The 19,342-nt window shown below is 63.3% G+C and carries 20 protein-coding genes; 3 read left to right on the top strand and 17 right to left on the bottom strand.

Annotated elements, in window-relative coordinates:
* Positions 1-48: 48 nt before the first annotated feature.
* The 7 genes from ACFQ6H_RS24385 to ACFQ6H_RS24415 all read right to left on the bottom strand — a co-directional run bounded on the left by ACFQ6H_RS24385 (position 49) and on the right by ACFQ6H_RS24415 (position 7,029).
* Positions 49-474 (bottom strand): TM2 domain-containing protein, encoded by a 426-nt coding sequence (locus ACFQ6H_RS24385; protein ID WP_378548060.1) that lies wholly within the window; start codon positions 472-474, stop codon positions 49-51.
* The gene (lgt, locus tag ACFQ6H_RS24390) at positions 471-1,553 is read right to left on the bottom strand and encodes a prolipoprotein diacylglyceryl transferase (RefSeq protein ID WP_378548057.1); all 1,083 of its coding nucleotides are present in this window, start codon (positions 1,551-1,553) and stop codon (positions 471-473) included. Before lgt ends, ACFQ6H_RS24385 begins: the two co-directional genes overlap by 4 nt.
* Positions 1,550-2,353 carry a tryptophan synthase subunit alpha gene (trpA, locus tag ACFQ6H_RS24395; RefSeq protein ID WP_378548053.1) on the bottom strand — a complete coding sequence of 268 codons (804 nt, stop codon included), beginning with the start codon at positions 2,351-2,353 and terminating at the stop codon, positions 1,550-1,552. Before trpA ends, lgt begins: the two co-directional genes overlap by 4 nt.
* Entirely contained in the window at positions 2,350-3,729 is a 1,380-nt protein-coding gene (gene trpB, locus ACFQ6H_RS24400; protein WP_378548048.1) for a tryptophan synthase subunit beta, read from the bottom strand. Before trpB ends, trpA begins: the two co-directional genes overlap by 4 nt.
* Positions 3,730-3,803: 74 nt before the next feature.
* Positions 3,804-4,613, bottom strand: coding sequence for an indole-3-glycerol phosphate synthase TrpC (trpC, locus tag ACFQ6H_RS24405; RefSeq protein ID WP_003944016.1), 810 nt, complete (start codon positions 4,611-4,613; stop codon positions 3,804-3,806).
* Between the two features lie 125 nt (positions 4,614-4,738).
* Entirely contained in the window at positions 4,739-5,446 is a 708-nt protein-coding gene (locus ACFQ6H_RS24410; protein WP_214890297.1) for a TIGR02234 family membrane protein, read from the bottom strand.
* Positions 5,443-7,029 carry an anthranilate synthase component I gene (locus ACFQ6H_RS24415; RefSeq protein WP_378649099.1) on the bottom strand — a complete coding sequence of 529 codons (1,587 nt, stop codon included), beginning with the start codon at positions 7,027-7,029 and terminating at the stop codon, positions 5,443-5,445. Before ACFQ6H_RS24415 ends, ACFQ6H_RS24410 begins: the two co-directional genes overlap by 4 nt.
* Before the next feature lie 57 nt (positions 7,030-7,086).
* Here ACFQ6H_RS24415 and ACFQ6H_RS24420 point away from each other — a divergent pair, with 57 nt between their 5' ends.
* Positions 7,087-7,545 carry a peroxiredoxin gene (locus tag ACFQ6H_RS24420; RefSeq protein ID WP_378539725.1) on the top strand — a complete coding sequence of 153 codons (459 nt, stop codon included), beginning with the start codon at positions 7,087-7,089 and terminating at the stop codon, positions 7,543-7,545.
* Positions 7,546-7,584: 39 nt separating this feature from the next.
* Here ACFQ6H_RS24420 and ACFQ6H_RS24425 read toward each other — a convergent pair whose 3' ends face one another.
* Positions 7,585-8,367 carry a dioxygenase gene (locus tag ACFQ6H_RS24425; RefSeq protein ID WP_283306787.1) on the bottom strand — a complete coding sequence of 261 codons (783 nt, stop codon included), beginning with the start codon at positions 8,365-8,367 and terminating at the stop codon, positions 7,585-7,587.
* A gap of 175 nt (positions 8,368-8,542) precedes the next feature.
* Here ACFQ6H_RS24425 and ACFQ6H_RS24430 point away from each other — a divergent pair, with 175 nt between their 5' ends.
* Positions 8,543-9,052, top strand: a complete 510-nt coding sequence (locus ACFQ6H_RS24430; RefSeq protein ID WP_347872870.1) for a MarR family transcriptional regulator — start codon at positions 8,543-8,545, stop codon at positions 9,050-9,052.
* 30 nt (positions 9,053-9,082) lie between these two features.
* Here the strand turns inward: ACFQ6H_RS24430 and ACFQ6H_RS24435 are convergent, their stop codons facing one another.
* On the bottom strand, positions 9,083-10,621 hold the full coding sequence (locus tag ACFQ6H_RS24435) for an FAD-binding protein (protein ID WP_378649101.1): 1,539 nt from the start codon (positions 10,619-10,621) through the stop codon (positions 9,083-9,085).
* A 242-nt stretch (positions 10,622-10,863) separates the two neighbouring features.
* Here ACFQ6H_RS24435 and ACFQ6H_RS24440 point away from each other — a divergent pair, with 242 nt between their 5' ends.
* Positions 10,864-11,454, top strand: a complete 591-nt coding sequence (locus ACFQ6H_RS24440; protein WP_378649103.1) for a TetR/AcrR family transcriptional regulator — start codon at positions 10,864-10,866, stop codon at positions 11,452-11,454.
* On the opposite strand, the gene ACFQ6H_RS24445 is transcribed toward ACFQ6H_RS24440, so the two are convergent.
* The 8 genes from ACFQ6H_RS24445 to ACFQ6H_RS24480 are packed head-to-tail and all read right to left on the bottom strand — an operon-like array spanning position 11,451 to position 19,333.
* Entirely contained in the window at positions 11,451-11,909 is a 459-nt protein-coding gene (locus ACFQ6H_RS24445) for a hypothetical protein (RefSeq protein WP_378539753.1), read from the bottom strand. The genes ACFQ6H_RS24440 and ACFQ6H_RS24445 overlap by 4 nt on opposite strands.
* Positions 11,910-11,914: 5 nt before the next feature.
* Entirely contained in the window at positions 11,915-12,451 is a 537-nt protein-coding gene (locus ACFQ6H_RS24450) for a hypothetical protein (RefSeq protein ID WP_378649105.1), read from the bottom strand.
* On the bottom strand, positions 12,418-13,737 hold the full coding sequence (locus ACFQ6H_RS24455) for an MCE family protein (RefSeq protein WP_378649107.1): 1,320 nt from the start codon (positions 13,735-13,737) through the stop codon (positions 12,418-12,420). The genes ACFQ6H_RS24450 and ACFQ6H_RS24455 overlap by 34 nt, the downstream gene beginning before the upstream one ends.
* Positions 13,734-14,867 (bottom strand): MCE family protein, encoded by a 1,134-nt coding sequence (locus ACFQ6H_RS24460; RefSeq protein WP_378649109.1) that lies wholly within the window; start codon positions 14,865-14,867, stop codon positions 13,734-13,736. Before ACFQ6H_RS24460 ends, ACFQ6H_RS24455 begins: the two co-directional genes overlap by 4 nt.
* A complete protein-coding gene (locus ACFQ6H_RS24465; RefSeq protein ID WP_378649111.1) occupies positions 14,864-16,126 on the bottom strand; it encodes an MCE family protein in 1,263 nt (420 codons plus the stop codon). The genes ACFQ6H_RS24460 and ACFQ6H_RS24465 overlap by 4 nt, the downstream gene beginning before the upstream one ends.
* Positions 16,126-17,148: an MCE family protein gene (locus ACFQ6H_RS24470; protein WP_378449783.1), complete on the bottom strand. Its 1,023-nt coding sequence runs from the start codon at positions 17,146-17,148 to the stop codon at positions 16,126-16,128. Before ACFQ6H_RS24470 ends, ACFQ6H_RS24465 begins: the two co-directional genes overlap by 1 nt.
* Positions 17,145-18,167: an MCE family protein gene (locus tag ACFQ6H_RS24475; protein WP_378649113.1), complete on the bottom strand. Its 1,023-nt coding sequence runs from the start codon at positions 18,165-18,167 to the stop codon at positions 17,145-17,147. Before ACFQ6H_RS24475 ends, ACFQ6H_RS24470 begins: the two co-directional genes overlap by 4 nt.
* Positions 18,164-19,333, bottom strand: coding sequence for an MCE family protein (locus tag ACFQ6H_RS24480; RefSeq protein WP_378649115.1), 1,170 nt, complete (start codon positions 19,331-19,333; stop codon positions 18,164-18,166). The genes ACFQ6H_RS24475 and ACFQ6H_RS24480 overlap by 4 nt, the downstream gene beginning before the upstream one ends.
* Positions 19,334-19,342 lie beyond the last annotated feature (9 nt).

A 19,342-nucleotide genomic window follows, 5' to 3' on the forward strand; every position in this document is an offset into this window, starting at 1 on the left:
TCTCATGGCCAGTCCCCCACACATCTGTCCTCAGTTCGTGCTCGCGACTCATCCTCGCAATGGCCGGCGAGCACCGTCCCGCGCATTGCCCGAAAGTATCACGATGCCGTCGATGAACGCCCAGATCCAAATTCCGATGGCAAATGGAATTCCAATGAGGAACGCCGACATGAACAGCGCGAAGAACATGCCGAGCAGTTGGCACAGTCCGATGCCGACACTTCCGATGTAGAGGCGCCCGACTCCACAGATTCCGAAGAAGCCCAGCAAAATCTGCAACAGGCCGGCAGTGGCCTTCGACTTGTCGGAATACGGTTCCCCGGTTACCGGGTGCCGACCATACGGCGCGTAGGGATCACCGAACCCGTACATCGACGGAGCCGGCAGTGGCTGCTGATAGCCGTACGGATTGGGCGCGCCGTACACCGGCCCCTGATCCTCGGGGAATCCTCCCTGCGAATAGGGACCTGTCACGGCTTGTCTTTCTTCGACAGCTTCACCGCGTCCGACGACTCGTCCGTCGCTGCCGTTGAGGCGCTTGCCTCACCGGAATCGGATTGAGGGGAATCAGATTCAGTGGCCTTTGCATCGGTTTTTGTATCCGCCTTTGCATCGGTCTTTGCTGAATCACTCTCGGTAACGGGCGTCGCGGCTCCTGCTTCACCGGCAGATACCGCAGCAACGTAGTTCTTCGACTTCAAATCAGCCGGATCCTCACGCCCCTTCTTCGCCAGGAAGAAGTAGGCAAGTGCGGCGAAGAACACGATCCCCGAAGTGAAGGTGTTGACTCGAATGCCGGCGATCTCGTAGGCAAAATCGTCGCGCATCAGCTCGACGACGAACCGGCCCAGGCAGTAGCCCGCGACGTACAGAGCAAACAGGCGTCCGTGGCCGATCTTGAATCGGCGGTCGACGAGGACAAGCAGGATCACGATCAGGACGTTCCACACAGCCTCGTAGAGGAACGTCGGGTGAACGACCCGGATGACTTCTCCGTTGGAAACACCCGCGAGTTGATCGAGTTGGCCGGAAGAGTTCACTCGCTCGAAGATCTCGAGGCCCCACGGCACGGTGGTCTCGCGACCGTACAACTCCTGGTTGAAGTAGTTGCCGATACGGCCGATGGCCTGCGCGAGCAGGATGCCGGGCGCAATCGCGTCACCGAGGGCAGATACGGGAATGCCGCGTCGCCGGCAGCCGATCCACGCACCGATACCGCCGAGGAAGACAGCTCCCCAGATTCCGAGGCCGCCCTGCCACACCTTGAGTGCGTCGAGAGGCGTACCGTTCTCGCCGAAATAGGCAGGCCAGTCGGTCAATACGTGGTAGAGCCTGCCACCGATCAGACCGAAGGGAACAGCCCAGATCGCGATGTCGAGAACGGTCCCCTTCTCGCCACCGCGGGCGACCCAACGACGATCTCCCCACACGATCGCGACGATGATGCCGAGGATGATGAAGAGCGCGTAGGCGCGCAGCGCCACCGGTCCGACGTACCAGACGCCTTGGGGCGGGCTGGGGATATAGGCCAGCAGGTCCACAGTTGAGGTCACGACGCCACGGTAGCCGAGCGGACGCCCTCGGCGAGTTCTTCGGTGAGCGAGCGAACCGCACCCAACCCGTTCTCGACCGCGGAGACCAGGGCCGAACCTACGATGACGGCATCGGCGTATGCCGCGATTTCGGCAGCTTGGGCGCCGGAGCGGACTCCCAGTCCGACGCCGACGGGGATGTCGGAGTGCGCGCGGATTCGTGCGGTCAGTTCCGGAGCCATGGACGAGACGGCGTCTCGCGCGCCGGTAACACCCATTGTCGAGGCCGCGTAGATGAATCCGCTGCTCGCGTCGAGCGTCATGGCGAGCCGTTCCTCGGTCGAGGATGGAGCGACAAGGAAGATCCGGTCGAGGTGGTGCTCCTCGGATGCTTCGATCCAGGCGCCTGCTTCTTCCGGAATGAGGTTGGGGGTGATCAGTCCGAGTCCACCGGCGGAGGCGAGGTCCCGTGCGAACTTGTCGACACCGTACTGCAGCACCGGGTTCCAGTACGTCATCACGACGGCCTTGCCGCCGACCGAGCTGATCTGCTCGATCACGGTGAAGATGTCGCGCAGACGGACACCGTTCGAGAGTGCAGTTTCGGCTGCGCGCTGGATGGTCGGACCGTCCATGACCGGATCGGAATACGCGACACCGACTTCGATGATGTCGCAGCCACCGTCGACCATCGCCTTGAACACGTCGATCGATTCGGGAACGGTCGGATAACCGGCAGGAAGGTATCCGACGAGGGCGGCGCGCTTGTCAGCCTTGCACGCAGCAAAAGTGGGTGCGAGGCGTGATGGTCGATCGCTCACTTGTCCGAGCCTTCCGTGTTGTCGTTCTGGTCTGCTGCGTTATCCCGAACTGCTGCGTGATCCGGAGCGGTTGTCTGATCCGAAGATCCGTCGAAAAGGCCGAACCAGCTTGCGGCGGTATCCATGTCCTTGTCACCGCGACCGGAGAGATTGACGACGATGATCGCGCCCTCGCCCAGTTCCTTGCCGAGTCGGAGCGCGCCGGCGACGGCATGGGCGGATTCGATGGCAGGGATGATGCCTTCGCGGCGCGAGAGCAGCAGTAGAGCATCCATCGCTTCACTGTCGGTGACGGGTTCGTAGGTGGCACGCCCGATATCGCTCAGGTAAGCGTGCTCGGGTCCGACGCCCGGGTAGTCCAAACCGGCAGAAATCGAGTGCGATTCGATGGTCTGACCGTCTTCGTCCTGAAGCAGGTAGGAGTAGGCGCCCTGGAAGGCACCCGGTGTACCACCGGCGAATGTTGCTGCATGCCTACCAGTTTCGACACCGTCACCGGCTGCTTCGTAGCCCACCAGCCGTACCGACAGATCGTCGATGAACGGGTGGAAGATTCCGATCGCATTCGAACCACCTCCGACGCAGGCTGTGACTGCGTCGGGCAGGCGACCGGTCAGTGCCTGAACCTGGACACGAGTTTCGAGGCCGACCACTCGCTGGAAGTCGCGAACGATGGTGGGGAACGGGTGCGGACCTGCCGCGGTACCGAAGCAGTAATAGGTGTTGTCCGCGTGGGAAACCCAGTCGCGCAAGGCTTCGTTGATCGCGTCCTTGAGCGTGCGCGAACCGGTCTCGACCGAGACGACCTCCGCGCCGAGTAGGCGCATGCGGGCGACGTTCAGTGCTTGACGTTCGGTGTCGACAGCACCCATGTAGATGACGCACTCGAGACCGAGCAGTGCACAGGCGGTGGCCGATGCCACACCGTGCTGGCCTGCTCCGGTCTCGGCGATGATGCGGGTCTTACCCATGCGCTTTGCCAGCAGAACCTGACCGAGAACGTTGTTGATCTTGTGAGAACCGGTGTGGTTCAAATCTTCACGCTTGAGAATGATGCGCGCACCACCGGCGAACTCGCTCATTCGCGTTGCCTCGAAAATCGGCGACGGACGTCCGGTGTAATCACGCTGCAAGCGATCGAGTTCGTTCAAGAACGTGTCGTCCGCGCGAGCCTTTTCGTACTCCGCGGTGACCTCTTCGATGACCGCCATGAGAGCTTCCGGCACATGCCGTCCGCCGTAGACGCCGAAATGGCCGCCGGCATCGGGATCATGTGAGCGCTCGGTGAGTCCCGCGCTGGCGGGCGGCAGATTGCCGCCCTTGAATGCTGCACCTGATACTGCACCGGAGCCTGGTTCCTGAGTACGTGAAGTCACCCCACCAGTCTGCCCCAAGGGCGCCGCTGGTCACCGCCCGGGTGCGTCAAAGCACGCCGGGCCGGTGATGCGCTTTATCGAGACGGTTTCGGGCAGGACGGGTGTGCGCCGGCGTTGACCAGATCGGCGACGGCCTTGCGAGGGTCACCGCTGGTCACGAGGCCTTCACCGACGAGCACCGCGTCGGCACCCGCACCGGCGTACGCCAAGAGATCGGCAGTTCCGCGAACACCCGACTCGGCGATCTTGATCGTCTCGGTCGGTAGACCGGGAGCAATGCGACCGAAGGTGTTCTTGTCCACCTCGAGAGTCTTGAGATTGCGGGCGTTCACACCGATCACCTTGGCGCCGGCTTCGAGCGCGCGGTTGGCTTCTTCTTCCGTGTGCACCTCGACGAGGGCAGTCATTCCGAGGGATTCGGTGCGATCGATCAGCGAGGCGAGCGCCTGCTGTTCGAGCGCGGCGACGATCAGCAAGATGACGTCGGCGCCGTGAGCGCGAGCCTCGTGAATCTGGTACGGCCCCACGATGAAGTCCTTGCGCAGCACCGGAATGGTGACAGCTTTGCGGACCGCGTCGAGATCGGCGAGCGAGCCGTGAAAACGGCGCTCTTCGGTGAGAACACTGATGATGCGTGCGCCACCGGCTTGGTAGGCCGCGGCAAGCTCTGCGGGATCGGCGATGTCGGCCAACGCACCCTTTGACGGGCTCGCGCGCTTGACCTCGGCGATGACGCCGATGCTCGATTCCAGAAGTGCTGCTGCAGCATCGAGTGCAGGCGGTGCAGCGGCCGCGGCAGCCTTGACTGCAGCGAAGTCGAGTACGGCTTCGCGGGCGGCGACATCAGCGCGCACCCCGTCGAGAATCGAGTCGAGTACGGTCATCGTGGCCCGAATCCTTTCTGGGCAAGAGCCCGATGTGAGATACGTCATCAGGGTGGTCTCAGCCTAGTGGGACGAAATTTTGCTACTCCGTCGGGGTACCCACGCAGGTGAGGGTTCAGTCTTACTCAGTGCGACGAACCCGGTTTCGCACCGTTGTCTCCCCCAGCTCCATCGTCCCCGTCGGCGACTGTCGGGTCCTCTCCGGCGTCGAGCGCGTCCCACAACATCCGTTGCGTCACAGGCTCGTCCGATGCGGCGGTGTCAGCCTTGCCCAGTTTTGCGGCCGCCTCCCGACGCGCAGCAGGGTTGTCGTACTTAGACGACAACCCGCCTCGCACTGGAGGTTTGCGCATCAGGAGCACTGCCGCACCGAGCGCCGCCACCGCTCCGACCAAAGCCAGCAGCGCAGGCAGTACCGAAACAGTCGTCGAGAGGTCTTCCGGATGACCGGACAACTCGGCCAACTCCACCGCTCGATCCGCAGAAGCTCCGGAAACCAACAACTGCACCGCCGGAACCGCAACCGCTATTGCGACGAGTGCCACCAACAGTCCGACTACCCGCAGGGCCCAACCTCGCACCGCAAACGAAGCCGCGATAGCCGCCAGCAGCGCAAGCGCGAGTGGAGTCATCGCCGCCGCCCACGTGCTGCCGTCGAGGTCCGTCGTCCGCTCCAGCGTCTTGCCGTCACTCGAGGTCAGATGAACCCACGTCATTCGTGAGCTGCCCCACAAAGCTGCCGCCGACAGCGCCAGCAGAAGCGTTCTCGGCACAGCGGTGCCACGAGAAGCGCTTGTAGGCTGCTCCGCTGCAATCGACTCGTTCTCACTCACAGGTCGTCACCTCCGATGGTGCGCAGGGTGTGCGCCGACGCGATGGCGCTCAGTACTGCCATCGCCTTGTTGCGTGCCTCGGTGTCCTCGTACACGGGATCCGAGTCGGCCACGACGCCGGCGCCCGCTTGGACGTATCCGACCCCGTCCTTGATCAATGCCGTTCGGATAGCGATCGCGGTGTCGGCGTCGCCGGCGAAGTCGAGGTAGCCGACGATGCCGCCGTAGATTCCCCGCCTGGTGGGCTCGAGTTCTTCGATCAACTGCATTGCCCGCACTTTGGGCGCGCCCGAGAGGGTTCCAGCGGGGAAGCATGCGGTCACCGCGTCGAGAGCGTGCTTCCCCTCGGCCAGATGACCGGTGACGGTCGAGACGAGATGCATGACATGGCTGTAACGCTCGATGTGCCGATAGTCGTGCACCTTCACCGTGCCCGGTCGGCAGACACGACCTAGATCGTTGCGCCCGAGATCGACGAGCATGAGGTGCTCGGAGTTCTCCTTCTCGTCGGCGAGGAGATCCTTCTCCAGCAGGATGTCGTCCTCCTCGGTGGCACCGCGCCATCTGGTTCCCGCGATCGGGTGCGTGGTCGCGACACCCTCGGCGACCGTGACCAGTGCCTCGGGGCTCGAACCGACGATCGAAAACGCGGTCTCACCATCACCGTTCGGCACATTGAGCAGATACATGTACGGGCTGGGGTTCGACGCGCGCAGCATCCGGTACACGTCGATCGGCGCTGCAGTGCAATCGATCTCGAATCGCTGCGAGAGCACTACCTGGAATGCCTCGCCCGCTTCGATGTCGCCGATCAGCTTCTTGACGTCGACACCGAAACTTTCGGTGGTGCGCTGACGGCGGTAGTTCGGAGTCGCTTTCGAGAAGGTCGAGACGGTCGATTTCGCCGGCGCCGCGAGAGCGCGAGTCATCGCGTCCAACCTCGCGACCGCGTCGTCGTACGCCGTGTCGACGCGCTCGTCCGTGCCGTCCCAGTTGACGGCATTGGCGATGAGGGTGATCGCCCCTTCGTGGTGATCGACTGCGGCGATGTCGGCAGCGAGCAGCATGACCATCTCGGGGATCTGCAGGTCGTCGACCGCGGAGTCACCCAATCTCTCGAGGCGCCGCACCGCGTCGTAGCCGAGGAATCCGACCATTCCGCCGGTCAGCGGGGGCAGCTCGGGTAGCCGCTCCGAACGAAGTAGTTCAAGGGTGGCACCGAGCGCGTCGATCGGGTCGCCGCCGGCCGGAGCGCCGGCCGGAACGTTGCCGTACCAGGCCGCCTCTCCGTCCACGACGGTCAGTGCAGCCGGACTCCCGACGCCGATGAACGACCACCGCGACCACGAACGACCGTTCTCGGCCGACTCGAGCAAGAAGGTGCCGGGACGATTGCCGGCCAACTTCTCGTACGCCGAGAGCGGAGTTTCGGAGTCCGCCAACACTTTCCGAGTGACCGGTACGACCCGGTGCTCGGCTGCGAGAGCACGGAACTGCTCCCGAGTGGTGGTGGAATCGGACGCGTCACCGACGATCGCGGTGTCGGACGACCGTGCGGACATGGAGGTGGGCTCGCCGTGCATGGCTCCATCATCCCAGGCTCCCCCACGCGGTCGTCGTGCGCGGGTAACCTCGGCCGAATGAAACCAGGCCAACTCGCTCCCGAATTCTCGCTGCCCGACCAGGACGGAACTCCGCGCTCGCTGACGAGCCTGCTCGAGAACGGACCCCTGGTCCTCTTCTTCTACCCGGCAGCCTCGACGCCGGTTTGCACCGCCGAGGCGTGCCACTTCCGTGACCTCGGCGGCGAATTCGCGGCGGTGGGTGCTTCGCGGGCCGGCATCAGCACCGACACGGTCGAAGCCCAGTCAACCTTTGCAACCGCACAGTCGTTCGACTACCCCTTGCTTGCCGACACCGACGGCGCGGTAGCCGAACAGTTCGGCGTCAAGCGCGGGCTTCTGGGCAAGCTGGCTCCGGTCAAACGCTCGACCTTCGTGATCGACACCGACCGCACCGTTCTCAAAGTCATCTCGAGCGAGCTGCGCGCCAACACACACGGCGACCAGGCACTCGAGTTCCTTCGCAATCGGAGCTGACTTCCCTGGGCAACCCGATTCTCCGGGCTACCCGAATCTCTAGGCGACCTGAATCGAGCGCTTCGCAAGTCCCATCCAGAATCCGTCGATCACCTGGGTGGGCACCTGTTCCGGATCGGACGACGCACCGAGCGTGACGAACAACGGGGCGAAGTGCTCGATGGTCGGATGCGCGTACGGCATCCCGGGAGCTTGGGCGCGGAAGTCGATCAACGAATCGACGTCACCGGCAGCGAACCTCTCCCCTGCCCACGCATCGAATTCCGCCGACCATCCCGGGGCCTGCGCTTCCGGCGACGGATCGCGCAGGAACGGTAGCCCGTGCGTGGTGAATCCGGATCCCACGATCAGCACACCTTGCTCGCGGAGGGGCCGTAGGCGCTCACCGAGATGGAGCAAACGCTCGGGGTCGAGAGTGGGCAGCGAAATCTGAAGGACCGGGATGTCCGCATCCGGGTACATCACCGTGAGCGGCACGTAGGCACCGTGATCGAGGCCCCGATTCGGCTGCTGAACCACCCGTTCGTTGTCCGGCATCAATGCGGCGACCTGTGCGGCGAGGTCCGGAGCGCCGGGAGAGTTGTACTTCGCGCGGTAGAACCTCTCGGGAAAACCGCCGAAGTCGTAGATGAGCGGGGTCCCCGTTGTCGTCGATCCGATCGTCAGCGGTGCTGATTCCCAGTGCGCCGAGACGACGAGAATTGCCGTCGGTCTCGGAAGATCGCCGGCCCACGCCCCCAACTGCTCGACCCACAACGCACTGTCCACCAGGGGTGGAGCACCGTGGCTGAGATACAGCGCAGGCATTGTCGTGGTGGACATACGGACTCCTCGGGATAGACATTCGTCGTTAAGTTGAAGGTTCAACCTAATATAGAACTCAACACTTGCGTCCCGCAACTATTCCCCGCAAGATTCTTCTGGACATGCGTCTGAGACGCTGTACACCAGCACGCTCTGTGCAAGAAGAATGCTCGACCCGAAGGAGAAGTCACCGATGAGTGAACCGACCGCGCAGACCGACGCGCAGTCTCAGACGAAGTGGCTCACAGCCGAGCAGCAGGAAGCCTGGCTGACACTGATCGCTCTCGTGACTCGGTTGCCGGCCGCACTCGACACTCAACTGCAACGAGATTCGGCACTCACACACTTCGAGTACTTCGTGCTGGCCGCACTCTCGGACGCCCCCGACCACAAACTCCAGTTGTCGGTACTGGCGCAGCGCGCGAACGCGTCCCTGTCCCGTCTCTCTCACGTCATCACGAAGATGGAGAAGGCCGGCTGGGTGAAACGGGAAGTCATCCGCGGGAGCCGTGGGTCCAACGCGGTACTCACCGACGAAGGCATGGCAAAGGTTGTCGCGGCCGCGCCACCGCACGTCGCGTCTGTCCAAGGCCTGCTCTTCGAGGGCCTCGACGATCGCCAGGTTGCCCAGCTTTCGTCCCTGGGTACGGCAATGCTCACCCAACTGGACAAGGGAATCGCCGCCGGACTCGGCAAGGCCTGATCAGCCAGTCCCGAAACGGGCGACTGCTGCCTACGACGGCTGCTTGGTCAGGTCCAGCGCAGCCAGGTGACTGAACAGCATGCTCGCACCGATCGGGTTTCCACCGCCCGGATACACCGTCCCGCTGGCCGCAGCCATCGTGTTTCCGGCCGCATACAACCCCGCGATAACCGTCCCGTCAGACTTCAGCACACGCCCGGTCGCGTCGGTACGTAGACCACCTTTCGTCCCGAGATCGGAGATACCGAAAGCAGCGGCGTGGAACGGTCCCTGATCTATCGGGACGAGCGGCGACGCGCCCTCCGAGAAGGCTCGGTCGTACGCGGTGCCTCCTCGGCCGAAGTCCGTGTCGACTCCGGTTGCCGCCGATGCGTTGAACCGCTTCACGGCTTCCACCAGATTCGCCGCGGGGACATTGATCTGGGAGGCAAGGTCTTCGAGCGTCTCGGCACTCTTCCACAATCCGGCATCCACGTACTGCTCCGACGGAGCCAACGGGACGTTGGGTGCCTTCACCGGTGGCACTGAACCTTCACGGTTGTCGTAGATCATCCAATACGGCGTGGTTACTTTCCCAGCCCGCATGTGTTCGATGACGGCGCGGCCCAAGCGGTCGTACGGCGCAGATTCGTTGACGAACCGACAACCGTTGTCGTCCACGAAAATTCCGCCCGTGAACCACAGCGCAAACGCGGAGCGCCCATCTGGATGGGTGAGTCCCGGCGACCACCAGGCCTCGCCCATCAGGTCGGTGTCGGCGCCCGCGGCGACCGCCGCCTGGTGCGCCTTCCCGAGGTTGCCGGGGCAGCCCATCGTGTCGAGAGCGGATCCGGGGACACCGAATTCGGCACGCATGGTCTCGTTCTGCTCGAATCCACCGGCGGCGAGGATCACTCCTCTGCGTGCCTGAATGGTTCGACGCCGACCATCTCGGTCGACGACGGCTCCGACCACCACTCCGTCCTCGACGACCAGTTCCTCGAGGGTGGTCTTCAGGTGCATGGTGACGTTCGGGAGTTCCGCAAGAGCCAACAGGAATCGACCGATCAACGACTGGCCGCCGACGAGGTACTTCGGCAACTCCTCCCCCAGCCGTTCCGTCGCCAACGGCGGACGAAGCGAATCACGAAGCGCACCCAGCTTGTTCGCGTTCATCGGCTTGGGAACAATGTGCCGTCCGCTCGCCCGCGCCTTGGGCTCTTCACCGAAGTAGTCAGGCCACGGCAGTATCTGAAATTCGAAGTTCGAGTCCTCCTCGAGGTAGTCGATCAACCCGGCGCCACCTCGAACGTAGGCTTCCTGAACGTCGGCGGGCGTACGGTCACCCACCACTGATCGGTAGTACTCCAGCGCATCCTCGATGGTGTCGTCGTCGCCACCGCGGCGGAGAACAGCGTTGCACGGGAACCACATTCCGCCGCCGCCCGAGTACGCCGTTGTTCCGCCGTACTTGTCGGTTGCTTCGATCGCAATGACGTCGAGGCCTTCGCGGGCTGCCGTGTACGCGCCGGTGAGTCCACCGCCTGATCCCACAGCGAGTACGTCGCACGTCTCGTCCCACTTCGTCATCGTCAGCCTCTCTGATTCTGGGCACAATTTCCGAACATGTTCTAGAAATCGTTCTAACACACGGACTTAGCGATCGCGGGGGTTCGAAATTCTCTCCCACCGAGCGGGAGCGAGACATGACACCGAGCGGGAGCGAGACATGACACCGAGCGGGAGCGAGACATGACACGGAGCGGGAGCGAGACATGCGGAGATAGCGCACACTTTGCTCGCATGGGTCTGATCCCGTAGTGTCTGGACACATGTCTGGTAAGACCAAGTTCGAGTCCACTCGCCGCCGACTGACCCAGCAGCAAGCCGAAACCGTCGATCGATTGACCGCGGCAGCGATCACGGTCCTGCGCGACAAAGGGTTTGCCGATCTGACCGTGCGGATGGTGGCAGCAGAGGCCGGTGTCGCCGCGGCTACGGCATACACCTATTTCTCGTCCAAGAGTCACCTTGTGGCAGAACTGTTCTGGCGTCGCCTCGACGCGGTACCCCACGAGCCCTCCCCCGAGGCGGAACGGGAAGCGCAGGTCTGTTCGGTTCTACGCAGCGTCGCACTGCTCGTCTCCGACGAACCGGAGCTGGCCGCGGCAGTGACCACGGCGATGATGGGCAACGATCCCGACGTCGAACACCTCCGCGGACGTATCGGCAGGAACATCCGCGAGCGGCTCATCGAGGCACTGGGTCCGTCGTACGATCCCGACGTGCTCGAAGCACTCGAAATCTCCTGGTCCGGAGCGCTAGTCCGAGCAGGCATGGGGTACGAGTCGTATTCGCAGATCGCAGATCGTCTCGAAGTCACCGCCAGGCTGATCATGGCCGGTCGCGACAACCTCCACTAGACCGGAGTCATGGCACTCACCAACCATGTTCCCTCGACTCGATCGAGCGTCACCTCGACTCGGCTCGACGTCGACGCAGGTGCCGGTTGCACGGTACTCGTCGTGATCTGATCGACGAACACGAGCACTTCTGCGCGGTCCGCGGCAACGGAGAGCACACCGACATCGACGACTCGGGCTTTCGTGCTGATTCCCTGCTCCTTCGACTGTGGGGCAACTGTTTTCGATCCGAATTCGGTGAAACTGTCCTGAAACGATCCGCCGGCGCCTTCGGCCGCTCGTGCGAGATCGTCGTCGACGGTATCGCTGTTGTAGCTCAGGAGCTTCTCGACGAGCGTGGGCGCCACACCGATCACCTCGACACGTGCGGTTTCAGCGTCCCCCGAACGGTGGTGACTCCAGATCGCAGTGCCGCCGACTCCCATCAAGACCAACGCTGCAAGCGCCATGACCATGCGCTTCACGGCACGAACTCCACACTCGACATCAGTACCCGCCCGTCGACGTCCTCGACACCGACGCGCAGACGGTAGGTGCGCGCCGAAGACTCTCCCGCTGAATTGCCGACCTGAGCAGATGCCGCGATCAGCACCACCCCCGAGTTACCGGATTCCGATGCCAAGGCTGCGGTGTCGACACGCCCGTCGGATTCGACGGCAAAATCACGGATGGACGCGACGAACGCAGATTCGCCGGACTTCAGTTCGTCGGCAAAGGTTCCCGTACTCAGCGACTGCAGCGTCTCGAGATCCTCGTCGACTGTGGCGGAGTGAACGTCGATCAGGGCGAGGGCTCCTGCGACCGCACCGTCGACGTACTCTTGACGCTGGGTCTCTCGCGCCCGGTCGGATCGAACTGCCAGAGCACCGAAGACGACAACTGCGCTCAGAGCCGCGAGTGCGATCCATGCCAGGGCAGTGAGAACACCGCGTTTCCCTCTGACCGGCTTCAGCACCTCGCCCCTCAGCGATTCGTCGGCGTCAGCAACTGTTGCCACGGCTCACCCTCCCCCGAATCGGAAGCAGCAGGAGCCACTTCCGTGTGTTGATAGTCGACTCCGTCTGGCCCCGTGTACAACTCGCCGGGAGCATTGGTTCCCGAGGGGATGTACGGATCTGGGCTCCGACAGATCTCCGGGCTCGGTGCTCGTTTGCCCGGCACCTCCATACAGGGAATGTTCCGGGATCCACGAACTGCGAAGACCGAGTTCTGCGGAACTTTGCAGTACAAGTCGGCCGGGGTGTCCGGGACACTCATCTGGGTCGGGTCTCGTCGCTGATCGGCCGGAAGGTAGCCGGTCGAGCAGGCCGCAGGGTCCTGCGCCTGGAGGTGGAAGTTGACGTTCGCGGCGCCGTCCACCTGCCCGCGTTGGACAACGGTTTCCTGAGCGGCGACCAGTGGCGGCAGGATGACCAGTACCTGCTCCAACCCCGAGTTGTAGGTCAGGGCCACCTGAGCGGTGCTGGTGAAATTGGCAAGCAACACAGGCAAAGTGGGTTTCAGGCCTTGAAAGAGCAAGTCGGCCTCGGTCGCAAGGCCCGGTCCGGTTTCGAGGATGTTGCGCACGGAGCCGTCCGCGACCTCCAACTGCCCACTGAGCTGAGCGACACTGGACGCCCACTGGCGGATCTGGTCGCCCGTCACCACCTGGGTCTGAAGGAGCGGATCCAACTGCTGTACGAGCGTCGTGGCCGGGGTTGTGGCAGCAGACATCTGATCGACGAACGCGGTGGTCGAATCCAGCAGCCGAGCCAGGTCCTCTCCCCTGCCACCGAACGCTGCCGCGGACTCGTCGATCACCGATCGCAACTTGTCCTGCGGTACCGATGCGAGCATCGCCTGTGCCTGATCGAGGACCGGTCCGATCTCGGTCGGGATCGTGACAGCGTCGGGGCCGATCACGTCTCCGTCGGCCAGAAAGGGTCCGTCAGCGGTACTCGGTTGCATGTCGACGTATTGCTCGCCGATGGCCGACACACTTCGCACCGCTACCGTCAGCTCGCGGGCGGGAACGGGAATCGCACTCTCCAAGGATAATTCGGCGCGCACAACTCCCGGAAAGAGACGCACCGACCTGACCTGACCTATCGTGTCGCCGCGGTACGTCACGTTCGCGTTGCGATAGAGTCCGCCGGCGTCGGGCAGTTCGACTGTCACCGTATAGCGCCCGATTCCGAGCATCGTCGGAACTCTCAGATACGAGATCGCGGCCGCGCTCATGCCTATCACGGCGAGGATCGCGAAGATCGTCAACTGCCTTCGCACCAACTTCGTGAGAATCATCGTCCACCGCCCTGGGCGGTCTGCCCTGTACCGAGGGGGGCGGGCTGCCAAGTGCCCAGTGGGGCGGTCAAGGGATCTACCAGGATTCCGTTCTCCACGGGGGTTTGCGGCGCCCCGAACGGAGTGCCGAAGCCGAGCCCCGACTGGAGACGATTACTCGTGAGGTCGATCAGCGCCCACAGATTGGTGTAATCGCCGCGCATTCCGTCGTCGATGGTCGTCTGAGGGAAGGGAAAGGTACTCAGGTTGCCCAAATTGTTGATCAGGTCCGGCCCCGTTTCGACCACCTTCTGCAGCGTCGATTCCAAGGAGCTCAAATTGGCTTTCAGATCGTCGCGGGTCCGATCGACCAGATCGGTCCCGACGTCCCCGAACCTACCTACCGCATCGAGCGCGGTGGTCAGGCTCACGCGCTGGGCGCTCAGTTCCGCCAAGGCAGGATCGAGCGTCTCCAATGCCTGACCGAGAACATCTCTCTGGGCCGTGATTTCACCGGCGAAGACGTCGAGATTCTCCATGGTCGTGACCATCGCATCACGTTGGCGGTCGAGTGTTTCGGTCACGGTATCCATCTGACTCAGCAGGTCGCGAGCCGCGTCGGTCCGTCCGCCGAGCGCCGTGTTCAGCTCCGTGGTGATGCTGTGAATCTGAGCGAGCCCGCCGCCGTTGAGGACCAATGACAGTGCCGTCAACGCTTCCTCGGTGGTGGGATAGACGCCGGCCGACGCGAGGGGGATCACCGATCCCTCCGACAACCGCCCTTCCGGCGCAACATCGGTAGGCGGCGCAAGCGCAACGTGTTTGGACCCGAGCAGGCTGGTTTGGCCGATCTTGGCGGTCGCATTGGCGGGCAGGGACACCGAACCGTCGAGTGCGACCGTCACCCGTGCGTGCCAGTTGTCGGTCTCGATCGCACTGATACTTCCGACCGTCACGTCGTTGACCATGACCGGAGAGTTGGGACTTATCGACGTGACGTCCGGCATCTCGATCACGACTGCGAAACTCCCCTCACCGCGCCCAGCCGCGCCTGGCAGCGAAACCGAATTCAGCCCGCTCCATTGGCAACCCGCCAGAACCAGCACGGTGCTCGCCCCCAGACACACTGTTACCCACCTCCGGGTAGTCATCGGGGTTCCGTCGACGGCATGAGCAGTCCGGCCAGGTCAGGCGCCGGGGGCATGGTCGGAAAGCCCAACGCAGCAGTCGGTTTCAGATCAGGCTCGCTGTACATCAACTGATCCGGTAACGCGCCGAGTGCCCTGGTCGGATTGAGGCTCAGATCCGGGTAGTTCGCCTTGATCGTGTTGAGCAACGGGCCGAGGTATTCGATGCACAAATCCGCACCCTTCTTCGAGGTGTCGTTGGCCAGACCGGCGATTCCGCCGCAGATCAAGTCGATCGGATTACCCACGTTCTGAAATGCGGGCACACCCACCATTGCTCCCTGCGCCGGCCGGTACACGTTGTAATAGTTGGACAACGCCGTCGGAGCCAGATGCAGCACCTTTTCCAAGCCCGCGCGCTTGTCGACCAGCACCTGCGACACGTCCGCCAGCTTCGCGACCTGCTCCGTCAGTCCAACTCGGTTCTGTTCGACAAATCGCCGCACGTCGCCGACGGCGGCGTCCAGATCGGCAAGAGCAGGTGCCAATTGCGTCCGGCTCTCGGCGAGCACGCTCGTGACATTCGCCAGCCGACCTTGGAACTGGACGATCTGTTCATCGCTTGCCGCGAGTGCGGTGGTGAAAGTCTGCAGGCCGCGGATCGTGCCGAACAGGTCGGCGCCGCCTTCGTCGAGCGTGCTCATCGCCTCCGAGAGTTCGGTCACCGAGCGTCCCAGAGCTTCACCATTGCCCGCCAGTGCAGATCCGGCACCGTCCAGGAAGTTGGCGGCAGGCCCCCGATCGTCTCCGTTCGGGCCCAATGCATCCGCGGCCCGGCCCAACTGTTCCTTGATCTGGTCCCATTCCACCGGGACGGCCGTGCGGTCGAGCCCGATCTCCGCCCCGTCGACCAGCGCGTCGCCGCCGTCCGTCACCGCCGGCGTCAACTGCACGAAGCGAGCCGAGACCAGAGACTGCGCGACGATCACCGCCTTTGCGTCTCTGGCCACCGGAACCTCGCGTGCCAGTGTCAGTTCGACGCGCATCCGGTCTCCTTGCGGGGTGATGCCGGTGACGTGACCGACGTCGACTCCCACGACACGAACGTCGTCGCCGACGTACAGTCCGGTCGTCGAGGTGAAGTACGCCGTCACGTTGTAGTAGCGCACGTGTTGCATCACAACGTATCCCGATACGACGATGATCGCGGCGCCGATGATCCCTGCGCCGACGGCGGCGATTCGGCGCCACTTCGACGACAGACGAACGTGTGCTGCACCCATCACTTGACCTCCGGAATCGGTAGCGGCGCAGGCGGAAGCCCGAACATTGCGTTGATCAAGGGTTGGGTGTATTGAGCCGGCACCAGGTTCTGGACGTACGCGTAGTAGAAGGGCCCACTGGCCACGGTGTCACCGAGCGTGCCCACGTACGTGCCGAGACCGTCGATTCCTTGGGAGAGGTTGTCCTTGTTGTTCTGCAGAATGCCGACAACCGTGTCGAGTTTGACGAGGACCGGTTGCAATTGCGCCTCGTTGTCGTGAACGAGTCCGCTCAGCTCGGTCGACAATGCCGAGATGTTCGTGATCACTTCCCCCAGCGCCGCCTGTCGCCGATCCAGTTCACCCAACAGGGCGTTGCCGTCGACGAGTAGTGCATTGACCTGTGGTCCACGTTCGGCCAGCGTCCCGGCGACGTCGTTTGCATCGGACAACAAGCCGCGCAACATCTCGTCCCGTCGATTGACGCTGTCGGAGATCCGCGCGACACCGTCGAGTGCCGGCCGCAGATTCGGCGCACTGGCCCCCATCACCTGCCCCACCGCGTCGAGCGATTCGGAGAGCTGGTCGAGATCGATGTCCTCCACGGTCGTGGTGAGATCGCCGAGTACGTCGGGCAGCGAATACGCCGATCTCGTTCGCTCGACCGGGATCTCGCCGCCGACCGCGATCCTTCCCGCACCGTCCACATCGAGTGACACAGCCCGCTTGCCCAGGAGCGACATCGTGGTGATCGCCGCAGACGTGCTTTCCCCCAGAGCGATCGACCCGTCCAGTGTGAAGTCCACGCGCGCGAGTCCGTTCTCGACCTCGATCCGGTCCACCGTCCCGATCTTCACGCCTGCGGCATTGACCTCGTCTCCCTGCGCCAGGCCGCCGGCGTCGGCGAACACCGCGCTGTATCCGACGCCTGATTTCAAGAACTGGAGGTTCTGATACTGCAACGACGCCAGTACGACGGCTGCCGTGACGACCAATCCCACGACGCCCACTCGTACTGCCTGGTTCTGTGCCATCTCTCTCATCGGGGCGCACACCTTCCGGTCGTCTGGTCCACCAAATCGACAGTGAGCGGTGTGCCGTCTGCCCCGTCGACTTTCAGCGCGATACCGCAGAGATAGAAATTGAAGAACGATCCGTACGAACCCACTCGGATCAACTGCCTGTAGTTCGACGGCATCGATGCGAGAATCCGATCGAGCTCACTCTGCTGGTCGATCAGCGGAGTCAGGCTTGCATCCAGTTTCGACAGGTTCCCGGCGATGTCCGGGCGAACTCCGGCAAGGAGATCGGCGAAGGTACCCGATGCGGTGTTCACGCTGTCGACGGCGCTCCCGATCATCTCCCGATCCGCCGCGAGCCCACTGACCAGCTGCTGTAGGTGATCGAGAGTGTCACTGAACTGACCACCGCGGCTGCGCAATTCGCTGAGCACACCGTCGAGGTTGCCGATCACTCGACCGATCAGTTGGTCGCGGTCTGCGAGAGTGTTCGTAATCGATCCGGTGTGCGCCAGCACCGATGCCACAGTTCCGGACTGGCCTTGAAACACCTCGAGCAAGGACATCGACAACGCGTTGACCTGCTCCGGGTCCAGGGCTTGAAACAGCGGCTTGAAACCGCCGAGTAGCGCATCGAGGTCCAGTGCCGGCGCGGTGCGATCGACGGGGATGCTCTGGCCCTCGGGTTGCGGTTCCGCGATTCCCGGGTCGTCGAGCAGTTCGAGGTACCGATTGCCCACCAGATCCTGATATCGAACAGCGGCCCTCGTCGACGTGGTCACGGTCTCACCCGCATCCACGCTGAAGCTCACGTGGGCACGATGATTCCCACCGAATTCGACCGAGCTGACGGAACCGACCGGTACACCGGCGATACGTACCTTGTCGCCCGCTCTGAGCCCGGAGGCGTTGACGAACTCCGCCGAGTACGACTTGGCGTCGCCGCCCCGCATCTGGCCGAACACGAGGATCAGCCCGGCGTTGACGAGGATCATCACAAGTACGAAGAGCCCGAACTTGACGGTGTACCCACGAACTTTCATCGGATCTCCGTCCCGAACAGATAGCTCATCAGGTCCGGGACCGTGTTCATCGGCTGCCCACCATTCGGTTGACGCTCGGGCGCAAACGGATTCACCCCGGTGTCGGTCACCAGGTACGGCGCGTTGACGTTCGGATCACGCAAAGGGAGACCCATACACTGCGGACCGCCGGTAGCCGCCACCTTGGGCAGGTCGTCGGGATAGCGGTACGGTTCGGTTCCGGCAATCAGACCTATCGACATCTTGATGCCCGGTTGACCGTTGTAGGCGCCGTCGCCGATCCGCTTGCTCTCCTGCAGACCGTGGAACATACAGGGAATCACCGGGGAGTATTCCTCGAGCAGAGCGGTCGTCGGACGTAGCAGGGAAAGAACGGTGTCGACGCCGTCGGCGTTGGCTCCCAGTACGTCCTCGCCGGTGCGGGCCAGCCCGATCACATTGAGCAGGAGTAGGTCGAGATTCTCCTGCTCGTCGAGAACAGTGGTGCCCGTGGTCGTGAGCGAGTCGAGGGTGTCCAAGAGGTCGAGAACGGCGTCGCGGTAGGTCTGCGTGACGGTCGGCAGGTCGGTCAGCACGTGATCGAGCGCCTCACGTGCAGTGTTGAATTCGGCCAATGACGTATCAGCTTGTTCGAGTGCGACACCGACGCGCTCGCCACGTCCTTGCAGGGCGGTCGAAAGTGCGCCCAATGTCGAATCGAGCTTGCCCGGATCCACCGTCCTGAGCACGGTGGTCAGTTTCTCGAACACGGTGTTCAACTCGACGGTCACCCGGGAAGCGTCGATCGTCGCCCCGGAGGCAAGGCGCGTGCTCGCGGGCCGTTCCGGCGAGGACAGACTGACGAACTTCGCGCCGAAGGCTGTATTCGACGTGATCGCCACCTCTACGTTGGCCGGAATCGACTCGAGCACTGCGGGATCGATCGACAACGACAGTCGCGCAGTGGCGTCGTCGCTCGTCGTGATGGACTCCACCGAGCCGACCGTCACCCCGGCCATCTTCACCCGTGCGCCGGGATCCATCACGAGTCCCGCGCGCTCCGCAATCACCGTGATCGGCACGCGCGGGACAAACGTCTGGTTGAAAGACGCGACCGCCAGGGCGATGACCCCGATGATCGCCGCGGCCAGGCCGAGCGCAGCCAACTTGTAGCCGTATCTGTGCACGCAGTCCCC

Source organism: Rhodococcus sp. NPDC056506, from assembly GCF_042794945.1.
In the GTDB taxonomy this organism is placed as follows: Bacteria; Actinomycetota; Actinomycetes; order Mycobacteriales; family Mycobacteriaceae; genus Rhodococcus_F.

Excerpts from the sequence above, each read along its gene's own strand:
- trpC (WP_003944016.1), bottom strand. The coding sequence starts at position 4,613 with ATGACCGTACTCGACTCGATTCTCGACGGGGTGCGCGCTGATGTCGCC.
- ACFQ6H_RS24415 (WP_378649099.1), bottom strand. The coding sequence starts at position 7,029 with ATGCACGGCGAGCCCACCTCCATGTCCGCACGGTCGTCCGACACCGCG.
- ACFQ6H_RS24420 (WP_378539725.1), top strand. The coding sequence starts at position 7,087 with ATGAAACCAGGCCAACTCGCTCCCGAATTCTCGCTGCCCGACCAGGAC.
- ACFQ6H_RS24425 (WP_283306787.1), bottom strand. The coding sequence starts at position 8,367 with ATGTCCACCACGACAATGCCTGCGCTGTATCTCAGCCACGGTGCTCCA.
- ACFQ6H_RS24430 (WP_347872870.1), top strand. The coding sequence starts at position 8,543 with ATGAGTGAACCGACCGCGCAGACCGACGCGCAGTCTCAGACGAAGTGG.
- ACFQ6H_RS24435 (WP_378649101.1), bottom strand. The coding sequence starts at position 10,621 with ATGACGAAGTGGGACGAGACGTGCGACGTACTCGCTGTGGGATCAGGC.
- ACFQ6H_RS24440 (WP_378649103.1), top strand. The coding sequence starts at position 10,864 with ATGTCTGGTAAGACCAAGTTCGAGTCCACTCGCCGCCGACTGACCCAG.
- ACFQ6H_RS24445 (WP_378539753.1), bottom strand. The coding sequence starts at position 11,909 with ATGGTCATGGCGCTTGCAGCGTTGGTCTTGATGGGAGTCGGCGGCACT.
- ACFQ6H_RS24455 (WP_378649107.1), bottom strand. The coding sequence starts at position 13,737 with ATGATTCTCACGAAGTTGGTGCGAAGGCAGTTGACGATCTTCGCGATC.
- ACFQ6H_RS24460 (WP_378649109.1), bottom strand. The coding sequence starts at position 14,867 with ATGACTACCCGGAGGTGGGTAACAGTGTGTCTGGGGGCGAGCACCGTG.
- ACFQ6H_RS24465 (WP_378649111.1), bottom strand. The coding sequence starts at position 16,126 with ATGGGTGCAGCACACGTTCGTCTGTCGTCGAAGTGGCGCCGAATCGCC.
- ACFQ6H_RS24470 (WP_378449783.1), bottom strand. The coding sequence starts at position 17,148 with ATGAGAGAGATGGCACAGAACCAGGCAGTACGAGTGGGCGTCGTGGGA.
- ACFQ6H_RS24475 (WP_378649113.1), bottom strand. The coding sequence starts at position 18,167 with ATGAAAGTTCGTGGGTACACCGTCAAGTTCGGGCTCTTCGTACTTGTG.